10 protein-coding genes, 1 tRNA gene and 1 riboswitch are annotated in these 16,995 nt (G+C 41.4%); of the genes, 9 read left to right on the plus strand and 2 right to left on the minus strand.

Features of this window, described 5'->3' with window-relative positions:
• The first annotated feature begins 326 nt into the window (after positions 1-326).
• The 5 genes from ACJV45_RS04165 (at position 327) to ACJV45_RS04185 (ending at position 11,587) form a co-directional block, all read left to right on the plus strand.
• On the plus strand, positions 327-1,439 hold the full coding sequence (locus tag ACJV45_RS04165) for a class C sortase (RefSeq protein WP_419397713.1): 1,113 nt from the start codon (positions 327-329) through the stop codon (positions 1,437-1,439).
• Positions 1,440-2,143: 704 nt separating this feature from the next.
• The gene (locus tag ACJV45_RS04170; RefSeq protein WP_419397714.1) at positions 2,144-7,423 is read left to right on the plus strand and encodes a Rib/alpha-like domain-containing protein; all 5,280 of its coding nucleotides are present in this window, start codon (positions 2,144-2,146) and stop codon (positions 7,421-7,423) included.
• A 326-nt stretch (positions 7,424-7,749) separates the two neighbouring features.
• Entirely contained in the window at positions 7,750-9,537 is a 1,788-nt protein-coding gene (locus ACJV45_RS04175) for a SpaH/EbpB family LPXTG-anchored major pilin (RefSeq protein WP_419397715.1), read from the plus strand.
• A 325-nt stretch (positions 9,538-9,862) separates the two neighbouring features.
• On the plus strand, positions 9,863-10,366 hold the full coding sequence (locus ACJV45_RS04180; protein WP_419397716.1) for a hypothetical protein: 504 nt from the start codon (positions 9,863-9,865) through the stop codon (positions 10,364-10,366).
• 180 nt (positions 10,367-10,546) lie between these two features.
• On the plus strand, positions 10,547-11,587 hold the full coding sequence (locus ACJV45_RS04185) for a class C sortase (protein ID WP_419397717.1): 1,041 nt from the start codon (positions 10,547-10,549) through the stop codon (positions 11,585-11,587).
• 84 nt (positions 11,588-11,671) lie between these two features.
• Here ACJV45_RS04185 and ACJV45_RS04190 read toward each other — a convergent pair whose 3' ends face one another.
• Both ACJV45_RS04190 and ACJV45_RS04195 read right to left on the minus strand, forming a co-directional pair.
• Entirely contained in the window at positions 11,672-12,103 is a 432-nt protein-coding gene (locus tag ACJV45_RS04190) for a nucleotidyltransferase family protein (RefSeq protein ID WP_419397718.1), read from the minus strand.
• 329 nt (positions 12,104-12,432) lie between these two features.
• Positions 12,433-12,506 (minus strand) — tRNA-Val (locus tag ACJV45_RS04195).
• 148 nt (positions 12,507-12,654) lie between these two features.
• On the opposite strand from ACJV45_RS04195, the gene ACJV45_RS04200 reads away from it, so the two are divergent.
• The 4 genes from ACJV45_RS04200 to ACJV45_RS04215 all read left to right on the plus strand — a co-directional run bounded on the left by ACJV45_RS04200 (position 12,655) and on the right by ACJV45_RS04215 (position 16,913).
• Entirely contained in the window at positions 12,655-14,190 is a 1,536-nt protein-coding gene (locus ACJV45_RS04200; RefSeq protein ID WP_419397719.1) for a DivIVA domain-containing protein, read from the plus strand.
• A 46-nt stretch (positions 14,191-14,236) separates the two neighbouring features.
• Positions 14,237-14,971: a DNA repair protein RecO gene (gene recO, locus ACJV45_RS04205; protein ID WP_419397720.1), complete on the plus strand. Its 735-nt coding sequence runs from the start codon at positions 14,237-14,239 to the stop codon at positions 14,969-14,971.
• 110 nt (positions 14,972-15,081) lie between these two features.
• Positions 15,082-15,184, plus strand: a riboswitch (TPP riboswitch).
• A 35-nt stretch (positions 15,185-15,219) separates the two neighbouring features.
• Positions 15,220-15,840 carry an ECF transporter S component gene (locus ACJV45_RS04210; RefSeq protein ID WP_004112368.1) on the plus strand — a complete coding sequence of 207 codons (621 nt, stop codon included), beginning with the start codon at positions 15,220-15,222 and terminating at the stop codon, positions 15,838-15,840.
• Positions 15,841-15,989: 149 nt separating this feature from the next.
• Positions 15,990-16,913 carry an ABC transporter substrate-binding protein gene (locus tag ACJV45_RS04215; protein WP_004124809.1) on the plus strand — a complete coding sequence of 308 codons (924 nt, stop codon included), beginning with the start codon at positions 15,990-15,992 and terminating at the stop codon, positions 16,911-16,913.
• Positions 16,914-16,995 lie beyond the last annotated feature (82 nt).

Consider the following 16,995-nt stretch of genomic DNA (forward strand, 5'->3'; position numbering starts at 1 on the left):
GCATCTTTGATGGTGATTCGCTGAAGTAGCAAGAAAAATCGAGAATCTCGGTGATGCAAGATACGCAAAAGTTCTAGATATTCAGAAGGTTTGATGTATTTCTCTACGAGCAATAAATAGCGCCATCCTAAAACCTTAGAATATTAACGTTCATAAACTATCCGTAAAAGTGCGCGTCACTTGCGAGGAGAGAAATACTCAAACCTCGCGCAACGACAAGTAAGTGGAATATGCGCGTATTATTTTCCGCTTTTTGTACGTGATTTAGGTCAAATGTGGTACAAAGTGCGGAATTATTTCAATAAATTCTTTAGCTTGGAGGAGTTATGAAGCTAGCCGATATTAGCAATTGGTGCCGCTCGTTGAGCGAGCGTGCTGTTGCTAAATTGTTCAAGAATAAGGCGAAGCATACCTCCAGCGTTGCTGGCACGAGCAGTGTGGCTGGTGTTAGTGGCGCGGCTGCGGAAAAGTCGCCAGCAACCGAAGAGCAAACTCCACGATCCAACTCAAGCAAAAAAACACAGAAAAACTTAAAAACACAGAAAACCTTTATACATCGCATAATTGAGCCGATTGCGTTAGTGCTAGCAGGCGTATTGTTCTTCAGCTACCCAGTGGCGTCAACGCTGTGGAACAACCACGTGTCTAAACAAATTTCCATAGATTACGACAAAGTAAGTTACAATCAGGCTGCTAGCGTGCGAGAATCTATTCTAAGAAGTGCGCGAAAATACAATGCGCGCAGAAAAAAATTCTTTACAGCCGACCCGTATGACGGCAGTGACAATTACAAAAAAACAGCAGACTATAAGTCATATATCAAACAACTAGACGAACCAATGGGAATTATGGGAATCATAAAAATCCCGAAAATTGGTGTAAAACTACCGATTTACCATGGCACTTCGCGCGATGTCCTAGCTCGCGGAGCAGGACACTTGTATGGCACAGATTTACCTGTGGGCGGCAAAAACAGGCATACCGTTATTACAGCGCATACTGGTTTGCCTACGGCAACTATGTTTGACGGTTTAATCGACATGAAGCGTGGAGACTACTTCTACATTGATGTACAGGGCGATACAATGCGCTACAGGGTGTTTCGCATTAGTGTTGTAAATCCAGAAGATATTAGTTTGTTGCAGCGCGAAAAAGGGCGTGATTTGGCGACTTTGCTTACGTGCACGCCGTATGGTGTGAACTCGCATAGGCTACTGGTTACGGGGTATCGCGTGCTGCCAGACCCAGTGCACGCGCCAGAAGATCATCTTCAGTGGCCGCTTTGGATGACGCTGTTTGTAGCTGCTATGATTCTTTCGCTGTTGATAATTTCAATCATGGTGACTGGATACTTGCAAAAGCGTAAGAATAAATCAGATTTGCGCGGCAAGCACATACTTTGGGTTGGACGCGGCGAGATTAAGTTACGCAAGAAGTAATAGGCATAGGTATTCCTGCATTTGTTCCCTTTTTGAGCAAATACGTAAACAAACGCGGGCAAAAATAAACAAACTCGGGAGTTTGATCTAATCTCGAAATCGTCGATTCGCACCTATTTAAGTCGGTAGTTTTTTCTTGCGTTTTGTACCGGATTTGTTGCACATATCAATGTTTTGACATATAAAAAGCGGAGATAAATAGGGGTGCGGCGTGCTCTAATATCGTTGTCTTGTGGTTGGAAGACATGCTCGCCACAATATCTTGTGGTTTTGCGACACGCAGGTCACGCAAAACACTTCACCTGCTACATGAAACTATTCTGTTATTAGCAATCAATCAATATATTTTTTTGTAAAAGAGAACAATTATAAAAACTTTTCCTTAAAGCTCTGTTAGAGTCTATTTTTTCTTGCAATTCGCTATGGGGGGGGGGTATATTTGCTAAATGCTTTTGCTTGAGTACTTTGATGAAGCTGTGCGTTCTGCGGCTTTATTGTTGTGCTCACATGTGGAATTGCATTAAGCGTTGTTTGTAAATGTTGCAATTGCTAAATGCTAGTTCATGTATTTGAATGCTCTTAGTACTTCTGTACTTGATATATGTAGTATTCTGCCCCAATTTTGGGATTCGTGTAAAAGCAGGGTGTTGCTTATGCAATAGCCAAAATTGCCAAAATGGCTAGGATGTACAAACTAGCCAAGAATGACAATCGAAGGTGAGTCGATTATGTTACCTGCAAAGTTTGCTAGTTTCGCATCTCGCGTGTGCAGTATTGCGCAGAAGGTTTTTTCTGTGAACGATACTGACAATGCGAATAGTGTGGCAGATGCACCTGATGGTTCCGACTCTACCTATTCAACGCGCCCAGATTCCGATTACCACAGTGCGCCAATTTATTCGTACTCAAATATGCAAGTAAATTCTTCATCATCTTCTTTATCTTCATTATCTTCTTCATCATTTGAGAATGATTCATTAAGCTCATACGTAGGTAAAACAGCAAGAAAATCGCATATCTTGCGAAACATGATTCTTGCAATAATTGTCACCTTTGCCACCATAGTGACAATGCTCATCGTGCCGCCGATAAAAGAAGCGAATGCAACTCAGGCTTGGTGGGATTACGCTGGCAATGGCTACTTTACTGATGGTGATTATTGGGTTGGTGATGCTGTTCGTGATGTTTCTATTAGCTATCCTAACATTCAATACAATCAGTGGGATAGTGATTATGGCAAAAGTGGAACTAAAATTAGTTGGAATATTACCTTCAATGCGGATGGTATGGGATTAAATTCGTTATCTACTAATGTGCCTCCTAAAGGGAATGCAAAGTCAGATGGTTCGCCTTGGGATGGTAGGCCAGATTTGACAGTTTTTCTTCCAAAAGGTCTTAGGGATGGTGATTCTACTCATAAAAGTTCAGTTCGCGTAACTCGCACTGCTATTACGAGACATTTTGTAAAGAAAGAAGGAGAAAAAGGCCATTGGGAATTTAAAAGAGAAGTAAAATATAATAGTCAAAGGCCAAGTGAATTTACTAATAGTACTAAGCATAATTATACCTACGCTGATGGCGATTATTATTTTAATGAGGCTTGGAAATACTCGTTAGGTGGAGAAAAACTTGGTAAAAGCGATGATGCTACCTGTGGAGACCCCGAAATTAGAAAGAAATACAATTTTTGTGAGATTCGCAAGTGGCGAGGCAATCCGAGTAATCCGAATGATTCCAGCAATAAATTTGGTCGTGTATTTCTTGATTGGGCTCAGGGTGATACAACTTTCTCTTATGAGTGGCATATAGAAGCATTTGTTGAAGATGGTGTTAATCCAGAAACCTTACCTATTATTGCTGGTTGGGATTCTAATAAAACTGGTATAGGTGCAGGTTATTGGGGGAATAGTACACGTAACAAGTGGGCTGCTATGGGTCCATTTGATACTGATGGCGATGGTATTCCTGATTACGTTGAGCATCAATTAAAAATGGATCCGACAAATGGTGATGAGATTTCATATCCTAAATACAATAATTCAGATGATAAGAAGTATGGGCAAGATAATATTCCTATTACTACATATCATCGCCCTATTACAGTGAAACCGTTTGCAAAAACTGGTGAGTGGGAAGGTAATTCTTCGCAAGGTGGTTTTGAATACGATGGTGGTACGACTACTAACTTGCCTACCAATCTTGGCATAAAATATGAGCTTACTAACAAAATTCCTAAAGGTGTAAGAGTAGTTAATTCTACATCGAATATGCCTGATGGTTCTGTATATATTGATAGCAGAACTGGTCATGTAACTTATAACCCTAGAAAAGAAGATAAGGGCCAAGTTCTTGAATTTGGGACAAAAATTACTTATCCTGATCCTTCTCGATACCCGTATAACTGTAAGTATTATGATCGTGGCTCTTTCGTTACAGAGCAGCACCCAACTAAGATAAAGGTCGTTTCGCAGGCGTCACTGTACAACCCTGTTTACACTCCAATTGATTTGACAGAAAAAACTGGTGATGATCAGGCTAGTGTAATGCCAATTGTTTACGCATCTGTTAAGAGCGTGCGTGATAATTCTAAGAAGAATGCGGATATTATTCAGACTGGCGATCTCCCTAAAGATGCTACTTTTGAGCCTAAGCAGTATGTAAATGGTAAAAATAAGAGCGATCCTGTTCTTGATTGGAGCAGTATTGAGAATCAGGATTTGCATAACGGCAAAGTTCGTTTTTATTCCAACAAGTGGAGAGAAGGCGGTAAATATCATTCACCAGTGATAGTGACTTATGCTGACGGATCTAAATCTACAGATCCAGATGCTGGTAATGCTGATAAGAATGGTGATTTCAAAAAAAGCGTTGTCTACGCTACTGTTAATGTAAAACGTCCAAATCCTAAAGATCCTTACATTATTATGAATATTCATAGTGGTGTAGGCGGTAGTAATTTGGGAGATAATGGAACAGTTTATGCTGATATAAATTCCCCGCTTAATCCGGGTTTGTGGATTGATTCGTGGTCTAGATATAAAACTGGTAAAATTTCTTTGAAATCGTTGTGCTGGAAGGAAACTATAGGCAAGGGCGGTAAAGTAGAAAAGAAGGATTACACCTTTAGTAATAGCAACGAAGATAGTGTTAACTCTTTTAGTGGATTAACTTTTAAGCAAACTGAGAAATGGGCTCATGCTAGTGACAATGATCAGCAGTGCTGGATTAATGGTAAATCTTGCAACCGTCAGAGCCAATTATATGACGATGACCAATACACTATTGAACGTTCTCGTGGAGAAATTAAAGGAAGTCCTAATAAGGGTGGTAAGTACGTTTGCCGAGTATTTGCGTTGAGCGATGGCAGCGATGCTAAGAACAAATTCGACGCTTTTGTAAAAGAAAACAAACATGATTTTGCTTTGCCAGGAAATAGTAAAAATATTGAATGGGTTTCTAAAGACGTTAATATTGTTATTCGTTCACTGGCGCATAAGTATAACCCACGTTACACAAAGGTTGAAGTGCAAGCTGGCGGTAAAGCAAAGTCTGATGCTCCAGAAAGCTATCGTGGTGCTAACGGTGTAAATAAAGGTGATAGCAGTCAGAATGATTTGGTGCAGGATGGCACTTCTTTGCCAAAAGGCACATGGTTTGAGCTTAAAAAGTACTCTAAGCATAAGAAATCAGAAGATAAGCGTTCCTGGTCTAATTTCGAAGGAAAAGACAGTAATAAGAAGAAGGATGATAATAAGCCAGAAGATACTAAGACTGACACTAAGTATGGTCAAGTTACTTTTGCACCGCTTCAAAATACTCCTATTAATGACTATCTTGTTCCTGTAATTGTACATTATTCAGACGGTTCAACTTCAGAAGATGATGATTCTGGTAACAAAGGTATGCCAGTGTACGCTCCCGTGAGCGTGGTAAGTAAGCCAGTTACAGGAAAAGACTTGAAGTTAAATGTTTACTCTAATAGGCAATTGAGCAGACATATTTCTGATAATGATAGTGAAGGTATGCGATTCCGAAAGGGCGATGAGCTTAGGGATTTAACTGAGGCAGAGAGCAAGGATAGTAAGAAGATTCCTGCCAATAGGAAAGACCCAATGTTCTTCGACTCTTGGTCAAGTATTAAGCAAGGCAAAATCTACCAGCATATGCTTTGCTACGAAATAAACCAGAAAACTGGCGCGCATGAAAATTATAAGTTTGATGAAGTTAATGGTTTAAAGCTTGCTGGTAGAAAAGGCAACAAGGATAACGGAGACTTTGAAGATGGGAAGCCTTCTCAGTGGACTAGATCAAAAGAGTCGCGTAAACAGTGCAATAAAAACAATAGTTGTAATAATGATCTTTACCTTTATGGTGACGAGCGTGACACGACTGAGCGTACTCGCGGTTGGTTGCGTGGAAAAGTTAATAAAAATGGCGACTTTGTTTGCACCGTATACGCTATTAAAGACCTTGAAAATAAAGGTCAACATGGTGGATTACAAACTAAGTTTGAAAAAGCTGTAAAAGATTTTGTAAATAATCAGTCTGGTAAGACTTTAGAAAGCGTTATTAATGGAGTTTTGACGAATAAGGAAGATAGTAAAAATCCTCAATACAATACTATGAGGCATGTGGATTGGGAGTCTGTAACCTTCCCAATTCATGTGCATAGTGACGCTCACTACTACAACCCAGAGTATGTTCCTGTTAAGGTAAAAGCGGGCAATAAGGTTACTACCGCAAAACCTAAAAGTGTGAAGCCAGAAACTGGTGGAACGGCTGGTGGTATTACAACTTCAGGTCAAATGTATAAGGATATGAAGCTTGGTGATTTGCCGCAAGGTACGAAATTCAAACTTAAGCAATATAAAAATGACGATAAACATAAAGTCATTCCATGGTCATTTATGAAAAAGTCTTCTGGAATTGATTATAGTAACTCTGGCGAAGTGACCTTCTATCCAGATGTGACCATTAGTGCTAAAGATTATGAGACTCCAGTGGTTGTTACATACCCTGATGGTTCAACGTCGGAAGATGAGGATGCTGGAAATCAGGGCAAGCCTGTATATGCGAAGGTTACAGTCGAAGGCTTAAATCAAAAAAGTAATCTTCAGCTTAAGTTGTACAAAGATAAGGATCCTCAAACTGGCGAGCCGATGAATGGTGAGTTGAACGATAGGCTGTATGTTATGAATGGCATATCGCTGCTTAGAAAACCGTTCATTCGCACTTGGAGTTTGACTAGCAAGAATAAGCTTAACCTTCGCATGCTGTGCCACAAAGATGGTACAAGTGGTAATTGGACCAGCGATGAAAAGCAAAGTGTTGTTTATATTCCTGGCAATGGTAGCAAATCCACGCAATGGAAGTTTGCTAACGAAGCACAGCAAACGAATTGTCGCGAACGAGGGAATTGCAATGCTGCACATACACTTTATGGATTCATTAATGACCCGAATGATGTGAATAGTGTTAAGAACGCAATCGCTAGAACAGAAGATATTGTTGACGGCACGCCAAAACAAACTGGCGACTATAGCTGCACAGTGTTTACGCTGGATGATACTGCACTGAAGAGGTTCAATGCTCTTGCTTCCGATAATACGTTTATGAGTAATCCTTATAATTCTGGTGCTCGCGACTTAATGAATAATAATTCTTTGAAGCAGGGAACTAATTGGGATAGACTCACGTTCTATATTACTGTGGTCGAACAATTTAAGCTGCCGAAGACAGGCGGGGAAGATTGCGTGAACTGGAACATGCTGCTGAGCGTAGTGTGCGTGATTGGTACGGGCGTGATGGCGGCTGGGTTCTTCCTTGATCAGACCAAGTGGGGGCGCGCGATGCTTGAGGCGTTGCTGCGTAAGACACTGATGTGCGAGACACTGATGCACAATATGCAAATTAAAGATTTTATCTGCAAAACTGCCAAAAAGCTTTGCGCTTTAAGGCGACGTAGCGAAAGGTGGCGATGCTGATGAAAAAATTTGCACGCAATCCTGCTAGTCGGCTAGTCGAAAGAGTAGCGCTGGCTTGCAAGCTTGCGGTGCGATTCTCGCTAAAACTTGTTGCGTACTACGATTCGCGTAAACATTAGCGCAATCAAGAAGTGTGGCTCGATTAATTGTGGCTCGTTCTTAAACTGTGGCTCGATCACAAATCGCGTCTTACTTACAAATTGTGGCTTGCTTACAAATTGTGGCTTGCCCACATACCGCAACACAAAATAAACAATAAACATTAAACAATAACCGTATTTTCCTCAAAACCTGCCCACGAGGGCACTGATATAAAGGAGAAGAAAGTGAATAAGTTCACTAAACAATGCGTTGCCGCTGTGGCTTCGCTCGCAATGGCTGGCACGCTGTGCGTCGCCGGCGCCGTGGTTGCTGGCAGCTCCGCTTGGGCTGCTCAGACTACTACTGAAAAGGCTCCATGGGATAAAACTCTTGATGCCAACAAGAAGGGTTCCATTATCATTCATAAGAAAGATAGAGTTGATTCTCAATCCGCACAAGGTCTTAATGGTGCTGAGTTCACTGTTAAGAAAGTTTCTAAGTTTGGAACTGAATCAGTAAATCTTAAAGATCAAGATAACTGGGTAAAACTTGCTGCTAAAGTTAAGGATCTTAATGAGTGGGTTGCTACTCATGGTAATAACTCTGCTGCTGGCTCATCTGCTGCAGGAGCCTTCAACGTTGAATTTGATCAATCATTTGGCACAAACGGTGAAAATAAAAAGAATACTACAGACGTTGCTGGTGAAAAAGGTGTGGCAAAGTTTGATAATCTAGAAATCGGACTTTACTACGTTTATGAGTCAAAGGTTCCAGATGGGTATTCTGCTGAATTTGTTCCTTTCTTTGTAACAGTTCCTCAGATTACTCGTGAAAAGGCAGATACTAATAATAAATATACTTATGATGTTAATGTTTCTCCAAAGAACAGAAATGCTAAGGAAGATATTATTAAGGATGCATTGACTAGTAAAATTGTTGGTGCAGGAGACACTCTACCTTATGTCATCACAACTAAGGTTACACTGCCGTCGGATGCTAGCAAGGACACAAGTGGTGAATTTGAAACTAAAAATCTTACAAATTTCCAGATTTATGATGATGCATTAATATCAGCATATGATGACCTTGAAATCGGTAAAATTTCTGCTGTCGTAAAAGTTGGTGAGTGGGATTCTACTGCTAACGATAGTAAAGGCGGATTAAAAACTGGTTCATCTGAAATGACTAAAACAACAGAATATTCTCTGAGTGTGAGCGATTCTGAAGTTGATAATAATAATGGTGCAACTCGTAAGCGTATTCTCTTTAAGTTTGACAAAGAAGTTGGATTGAAAAAAATTATAAGCAAGTTTAATAAAGATTCATCCAAAGATGTTCGAGTTCAAATCACTTTGAATCTTAAACTGAAAAAAGATTTGAATACAGTTGGATCCAATAATAAGCTAGCCAACAAGTATGGTTTTATTCCTGGTCATAAGCCAGGTGGACCAGATACTCATATTACTGGTAAAACAACAGAGACAGAGTTTCGTAAGTTCCATATTTTGAAGTATGACGGTACAACTGGTCAAAAACAAGGTGATACAAAGAAGGGTCTTTCTAAGGCAGAATTTAAGGCATTTACAAATAAAGATGATGCTGATAAGTGTGCTAAGGATCCAAGTGGTAACGATAATTGTAAGAATGCTATGCCTGGCTTTGCTGATGTTGCACAGACCAACACTGAAGCAACAATTACCACCACTGATACTAATGGAAAGACCAAAGATTATGTTGCTAAGGTAACCGATGTTAATAGCAAGATCTATGTTGTTGAGATCAAGGCTCCAGAAGGATTTGCTCGTTCTGAAAAGTCTTACGAAGTAAATCTCACTTCTGCAGCAAATGAAGAAGCACAAGAAATTGAAATTCCTAACGTTCCAGATAACAAGGGCAACAATTGGTTCAAGCTTCCAAAGACTGGTGCTGCTGGTGTGATTATCTTCGCTCTCGTGGGTCTTGGTCTTGTGGGATCGGGTATGTTCGTATTCCTTAAGAATCGCAAGAAGGAAGAAGAGCAGCAGGCTGCATGATTCTAGGCAATTCTTAGGAATTGAAAGGCGCTAGGCGATTGGGTTTCTGTGTGTTTGCGCGTGAGACTTTAATCGCCTAGTTATAATTAAATACTCAGTAGGCTGTGCTGTGTTCGCGCACACCGATGGTTTGATCTACATATGCGATGAAGTTTGAAACAAACATCGCACACGTTAGTGTGCGCGAGCATCCCTCTTCTTCGCACAGCGCAGTCTGCTGTTTTTCTTATGGTTCTGCATGCTGAGCCTGAGTGCTCTTCACGCCGCCTACTATAAAATGTTCATCAAGAACAACAATTCACTGCTAACTAGAGAAGAAGTTGCAATGTCAAACGAAAATTCGGATGAAGGCAAAGTTTCTTGGTGGAAAAGAATATTTGAAAGAATAATTCCTTGCATTATGAAAACAATTAGAAAATATCGTGACAAGAAGATAAATCCAATTATATGTAATGAAGAGAATGCAGAAGAAGTAAAAAAAGAGCAATTAGTGGAAGAACTTCGAAGTGTAAGATGCTGTTACAATGCATATGATAAATTCTCTTCAGGATTTGTACTTGGATTCCTTTCTGGGTTTATTGGATTGTTAGCTGGATTTGTGAAGCCTGAAGCTAATCTTAAGAATATTATCTTTATGGCAATACTTTTCATAGTTATTCTACTCTGTCAAGAGTTCTTCGTTTATAAAGCAAATATATATTATGAGAAAATGGAAGTTGTTAAGGCAGAACTTGAGAAAATAAATAACTCGGCTCAATCAAATCCTGAGAAAATAAGCATACGTATTTACAACCGTAACTTAGTGCGTCATAGTAATTTCATCAGTTAGCTGCACTTGCTGAAACAACAAAGAACAACGGTGTTTATATTAATGCACACCGCTTAGAGCTGAGCAAACACAAATTTTCCAGGCTAATCAAAAACAGATAACTAAATCTGTTACGAAACTCATAGACGATACTCAAAACTTAATAAATTCAAGATAAACAAACACGCGAAACGAGGAAGCATGAAATTAAACAGCGCTGTTACGAAACTATATGCTTTCCTCAATAAAATTTCACAAAACAAGCTTTTTAAAAAACAAGCTAGTGAAACGTCTGCGCCTACGCCGCGCAAATCCCACGTTGCTAGCAAATCCAAGCAAAAATCTAATCTCCGACGCATCTTAGAGCCGATTGCATTCGTGTTGGCTGGCATTTTGTGCTTTAGCTACCCTGTGTGCTCAACGCTGTGGAACAATCACGTTTCTAAGGAGATTTCTACAGCGTACGATAAATATAATCACGACCAGGCTGGCGACGTGCGACGCGCACACATTCGCGCCGCAAAACGCTATAACGCAACGCGCAAGGATATGCTCACGCGCGATCCGTACGGCGGTGACGGTCAGGAAGACATAACTAACACGCCTGGCTACAAGCGCTACCTTAAAGCGCTTGAGGAGCCGATGGGCATTATTGGCATTGTAAAGATACCGAAGATTGGCGTAAAGCTGCCGATTTACCACGGTACAAAAGAAGAGACGCTGGCGCGAGGCGCGGGGCACTTGTATGGCACGGATTTGCCAGTAGGTGGCAAGGGGCGACATACTGTGATAACCGCGCACACTGGTTTGCCGAACGCAACCATGTTTGATTCGCTAACAGACCTTAAAAAAGGCGACTATTTTTACCTAGACGTGCAAGGTGAGACATTGCGATACAAGGTGTTTCGTATAAACGTGGTGGATCCGCATGATATAAGTTTGCTTCAGCGCGAGAAGGGGCGCGATTTGGCGACTTTGCTTACGTGCACGCCGTATGGCGTGAATTCGCATAGGCTTTTGGTAACAGGGTATCGTGTGCTGCCGGACCCTGTTGCGGCGCCAGAGGACCATGTGCAGTGGCCGCTCTGGATGACGCTGTTTGTTATAGCGATGATATTCTCGGCGGCGATTCTTGCCATGATGATTGCTGTGGTTGCTGGTAAGAAGCGGCGCAAGTGGGATATTCGCGGCAAACACATACTGTGGGTTGGACGCGGCGAGATTAAGTTACGCGCGAATTGACGAGCGGCGCGTAGACCGCGCGCGAGCGATACTTCCGCATTTTGTACGTGATTTTGCCGTTTTGAGCAACAAAAAGCGGACTATTCACACAATTTGGAATATTGGCTTTGCGTTAATTGTTGTTACGAACGCTTTTCGCTGAATTTCCGCATCTTCGTCCGCTAACGGCTGAGTTACGTAACTTTTGTTAACTAGGTCGACTTTTCTGCCCAAGCAATCGGCGAGTGACCGCATTAGTTCTTGTTTGCGCACAATTCGCGAGGTTTCGTGTTCTAAGTTCGATTCGTTTTGCAACTCGTATATAAAATCCACGTCTGAATTGCGATTGGCGGTTCCTTGAGCAACCGATCCGAATAAATACAGCGATTTTACACCGAGTCTGCGGGCGATTGGAGCACAAAGTTTTTGTACGATTGACGGGGTTAGGGTAAGAGGGTGGGTCAGTTTTGTGCTTTTTGAGATTTCTGCAGATTTTGTAGATTTCGCTGGATTTGCAGCTGTTGCACTAATTGCCATTTTTCCTCCTTACGCCCAAATAATTTGTTAACTTTGACTTGATGATACCTATATATAAGTTTATACGTTTGCGCGACGACCTACCTTCGCGCTCAAAGCGTAGCGCGCGAAGGTAATTCGGAGCGCTGAGCCGCTTAGCGTAGAAGCACGGTGTGCTTCTGTGCGGCGAAGACGTGAGCGCGGCTAATCCGCGCGAACGACACGACCTGTCTTTTCGTTTAGAGCGTAGCACGAAAAGGCAATTCGTCGCGCAAACGTACTACAAGAAAAATAAACAAAGAAAAATAAACAAACACGCGAGAGATACGCTAATCAAGAAAAGCGGAAAGTGGGCGATGAGGGACTCGAACCCCCGACATCCACCGTGTAAAGGTGGCGCTCTAGCCAGCTGAGCTAATCGCCCGCTTGAAACAAGATACAGTATGGTGTGTACTAGATGCGTGATTCGCGATTTGCGTGTGTCTTTTGGCGCTTGCGTTTTGCGTTTTGAAGCGTCTTAACAATCGCGTAGAGTATATTCAATAATGATATGTTCAGGAGGTCTATTGTTTATGGCAAGTAAACCCGATACTGCGCGTAATTCTTCTGGTATTGAGCGCGTAGGTAAGCGCAAGAAGGGTTACAGCGTAGAGCAAGTTAATGATTTTCTTGAGCGTGCCCATTCTTTGTACGAGTCCGACGACATTCGTCTTACACAAAAAGATATTCAGGACGTGTCCTTCGATTTAGAAGATGAAGGATACGCTATACCTCAAGTTGATGCGGCTCTTTCTAGGTTGGAACGTGCTGTTGTAGATAAAACAACTGAATACGAAATTTCTCATCGCGGTAGAATCGTTTGGAAAGCACAAGCCGATAGTGAATACCGTGTTTTGCTTAATCATTCTCAGCGCGATTACAAGATGCGTTTTGATTCTGGTCAATCACGCAAGCCTTCGTATGATAAAAAACAGGTCGATAATGTTGTCAATAAGACCTTAGATAAGATTTCTATTCTTCTTGGTTATAAACCAACGTGGGGTAATACTTCAAGCGATCTTGATGGCATTGACGCAATGTTTGTTTCCAACGTGTTGTTTACACAGCGTTCTGGTAAACATGGATACGATGAGCGTCAAGTGGATTATTATTTGAACGCTTGCATACGATTGCTTAGTAGGCTTGAATCTTACGATCGTGTTTCTAAGTACCTAGATTTTGATTCTAATGGTGCTGCCGCATCTTCTGTTAACGCAGCATATAGTCAGCCGACGCCACAGTCTGTGCAATCTGCAAATCCTATGCCTCCATCTATTCCCGTTGAGCATAATGCGGATTCGTCTGTAGTAAATCCTGTTCAAAATACTGTTGAAGCAGATAATCCTGTTGCAAATGATATTTTTTCTAAAACTACAGTTGATGAAGTAGATTCGCATCATATTAGTGCAGATAGTGTGCCAGTCGTTGAGCATGTTGCAGGTAGTGATAATAGTTCTGCACAGCATGTTGAAGATATGCCTCAAGATAGGCAAAGCATTTTCGCACCTGTAGACAACAGTGTTGATAACAATAGTGGTGCTTCTCTTAACGATTTGCACCATGGGGATAGGGCTATTTTTACGCCTCATTCTGCTAATGTAGAGCCTAATGATGATACTGATGACGAGATGTCTCAGGCGTCTACTGTTATGCCTCCTACGTTCCCGCCATCGTATGCTCCGAAAGATTCTTATTCGCAGACTTATACAAGAGACAGTGCTATTCCAGCTGCACCTAGCCAAGATTCTTATAGTCAGAATCATGTTAATGCTGCTAATGCTGTTAATGATAATGCTGTTAATGCTAAAGATGATGATAAGAATGATTCAAAAAATAGTGCTTCAAACCCTGTTGGTGATTTGAATTTGTCTCTTCTTGCATCTCCTAAATTTGAGCCGTCGCAAAGTCTCAATTTAGATATTCCAGATCTTTCATTCCCAGTTATGAACCATTTTAATGCTTCTTCTGAAGATTTTAATGCTAACAATGCTGGCAATAATGATTCAGATGATTTGGATGATACTGGCGAATCTAATTTCGGTGGTTTTGTGAATCCAAGTCACAACTAATCTATAAAAATACTTTGGATTAGCAGATTAAGAGTTTTTGATTTTCATGCCGCTGTATAACGATGAGGCTGTAGTTCTTAAGACTTTTCCTTTAGGAGAAGCGGATAGAATTGTAGTTATGCTTACTAAAAAGCATGGTAAGATTCGTGCTGTTGCAAAAGGTGTTAGGAAAATAAAATCTCGTTTTGGGGCGCGTTTAGAACCTTTTATGCGTGTGAATGCACTTTTTGCTACTGGAAGAACTTTTGATGTTGTTTCTCAAGCAGTTTTAGTTTCTGCTTATGCTGAGAGCATTTGTGCTGATTATGATTTGTATAGTCGCGCTAGCATGATTGCAGAAATCGCAGATGATTTGGTTTCGACTTCTGCACAGTATCAGGATTCTTGTATGCAATACAATCTGCTTGTTGCAGCCTTATCTGCTCTTTCTAGGGGATTGCATAGTGCTGATTCAATTGGATTCTCATATGTTTTAAGAGCGTTAAAACTAGCCGGCTGGTCTCCTATGCTTAATGAATGCGTAGTTTGTGCAACTAAAGATGATTTATCATATTTTTCCTCTTGTTCTGGAGGAGTTATGTGTTCTAAAGATCATGATTTGCAGTCAATTAAGTGCAATGATTTAGCACGTTTTCAAATGATTTCTTTGATTAATGGCGATTGGAAGAATATAGACGGAACAGATATTGATTATTTAACGTATAGATGCGTTGAGCAGTGGTGTGAATATTATCTTGAGCGTCCAATTAAATCAATGCATTTATTAGAAAATAATATGTGATTTAATATAGCTTTTTTAGCGTCTTGCTTTAGCGTTTTAGTGAGCGTTTTTGTTAATTTTTTGTTTGAATTTTATAATAATTGTCCTCGCTGTCTGATGCAATAATGATTGATATCAGACACGGGTGCTCTTTCAAAGAGCTGAGAAGATTACTGTCTAACCGTTTAACGTGATTCGGTTAATGCCGACGTACGGAGTTTTCTGCAGGGTCGCCTTTGTTTGATAACTGATAATGAAAGGAGACCCTAATGGGTGCATCTGTTGAAGAAGAAACCGTGCGTCCATCTTTGCGATGGAATGTAGCTGATATTACGCTCACGGTTGTTGTAGCTGTAGCTTCTGGTATTATCTTCTGGGGTATCGGTTTGATTAGCGAGCCTATTTCTGCTGCTCTTAAGCTTATTCCAGTTCCAGGCGTCAGCGCATTGTACTACGGTTTGTTCTATTTTGCTGGTCCTTTGGCTGCTATTATGGTTCGCAAGCCAGGTGCAGCATTGTTCGGTGAGTTTATTGCTGCAATGGTTGAGTTGACCGTTGGAAGTCACTGGGGCGGTATCGGTACCGTTCTTCCTGGATTTGTTCAGGGCTTGTTTGCTGAGTTTGCATTCTTGTTCTTCATGTATCGCAAGTGGAATGTTGGCTTAAGCGCACTTTCTGGCGCATTAGCTGGTTTGGGTGGAATCGTTTCAACCTACCCGTTCTACTATGCAGGTGTTCCAATCTTTGGTTCATTCATGGTGATTCACACTATTTGCAGCATGATTTCTGGTGCTGTAATCGGTGGCGTTTTGATGTGGTACTTGTATAAGGGTATTGCTGCCACTGGCGCATTGAGCCGCTTTGCTTCTGGCAAAGAAGTGCGCGCCTGATTTTACGGGTAAGTACAAGTAAAATCAAGTTATAAATTTGATTTGTGGGCGGGGGATTAATTACCTCGCCCACTTTTGTAAAGTCGCAAATAAAAGTCAAAATAAAAGTCAAAATAAATCACAAATCACTATAAAACAAAGGAGTTAGTATGCTAAGAGTACGTCTTGAATATGTGCATCCATGGACGAATCACGCAGGCATGTACCTTGCAAGAAAGCGCGGATTGTATGCGCAATACGGATTAGACGTAGAGTTTACAAGCACGGATACGGAGCGCGGAGATGTTCCAGCATGCTTGGAGCGTGGAGAAGTAGATATAGCTCTTGTTCGTTTAAATCAGCTTTTGGCTCATCAAAATGGTGCAAACAAGTTGACGTCATTTGCTGTAATGAATCAATCTCAAATTGGCGGAATCATAACAAATAAAAACACGGGCATTACTCGATTTAAAGATCTAGAAGGAAAGCGCGTAGTAATCCCTATGGGCGTTAAGCGTCTATACACGGAGCTTCAGCAGGCTGTTGCTGCCGACGGCGGCGATTTTAGCAAGCTGATTACAATTGACCCAGGTCCATGGGAGCCAGACATTCGAGCCGTAGAACGCGGAATGTGTGATGCTTTTATTAACGTAGCTTGGTGGGAGCCATATCAGGGTTCGCTTCCGTTTGATCAAGTTGTTGTTCTTCCATTCGATTCTATTGGCGTAGCGCCGCATCATTCTTACTATGTTTGCGCTCGCCAAGAGATGATTGAGCGAAATCCGCAATTAATACGCAACTTTGCAAGCGCAACCGTTAAGGGCTATGAGCTAGCAGGAAAAGACCCTCAGGCTGGTGTTGATGCTTTGCAGAATGCGCTTTGCCATATTAGCCCAGAGGCTTTGCGTGCCTCGCTAGACGAAGTCATTCCGTCTTGGTACGACAAGAATGGTCGTTGGGGCACGGCAGACATGGCTTTGGTGGAAAACTACACTCGTTGGATGAGTGAAAATGGCCACTTAAGTGTGCCTCTTGATTGCGCGCTAAAAAGCCTAGAAAACGGATGTGTAACAAACGAGTATTTGCCAGAATAGTCGTTAATTTTGCAATAGTTAGTTTTGCGATAGTTAATTTTGCAATCGTTAATTTTGCATAAGCAAAGTCGCCAGCAGCCGC

Source organism: Gardnerella lacydonensis, assembly GCF_048545055.1.
Lineage (GTDB): Bacteria > Actinomycetota > Actinomycetes > Actinomycetales > Bifidobacteriaceae > Bifidobacterium > Bifidobacterium vaginale_C.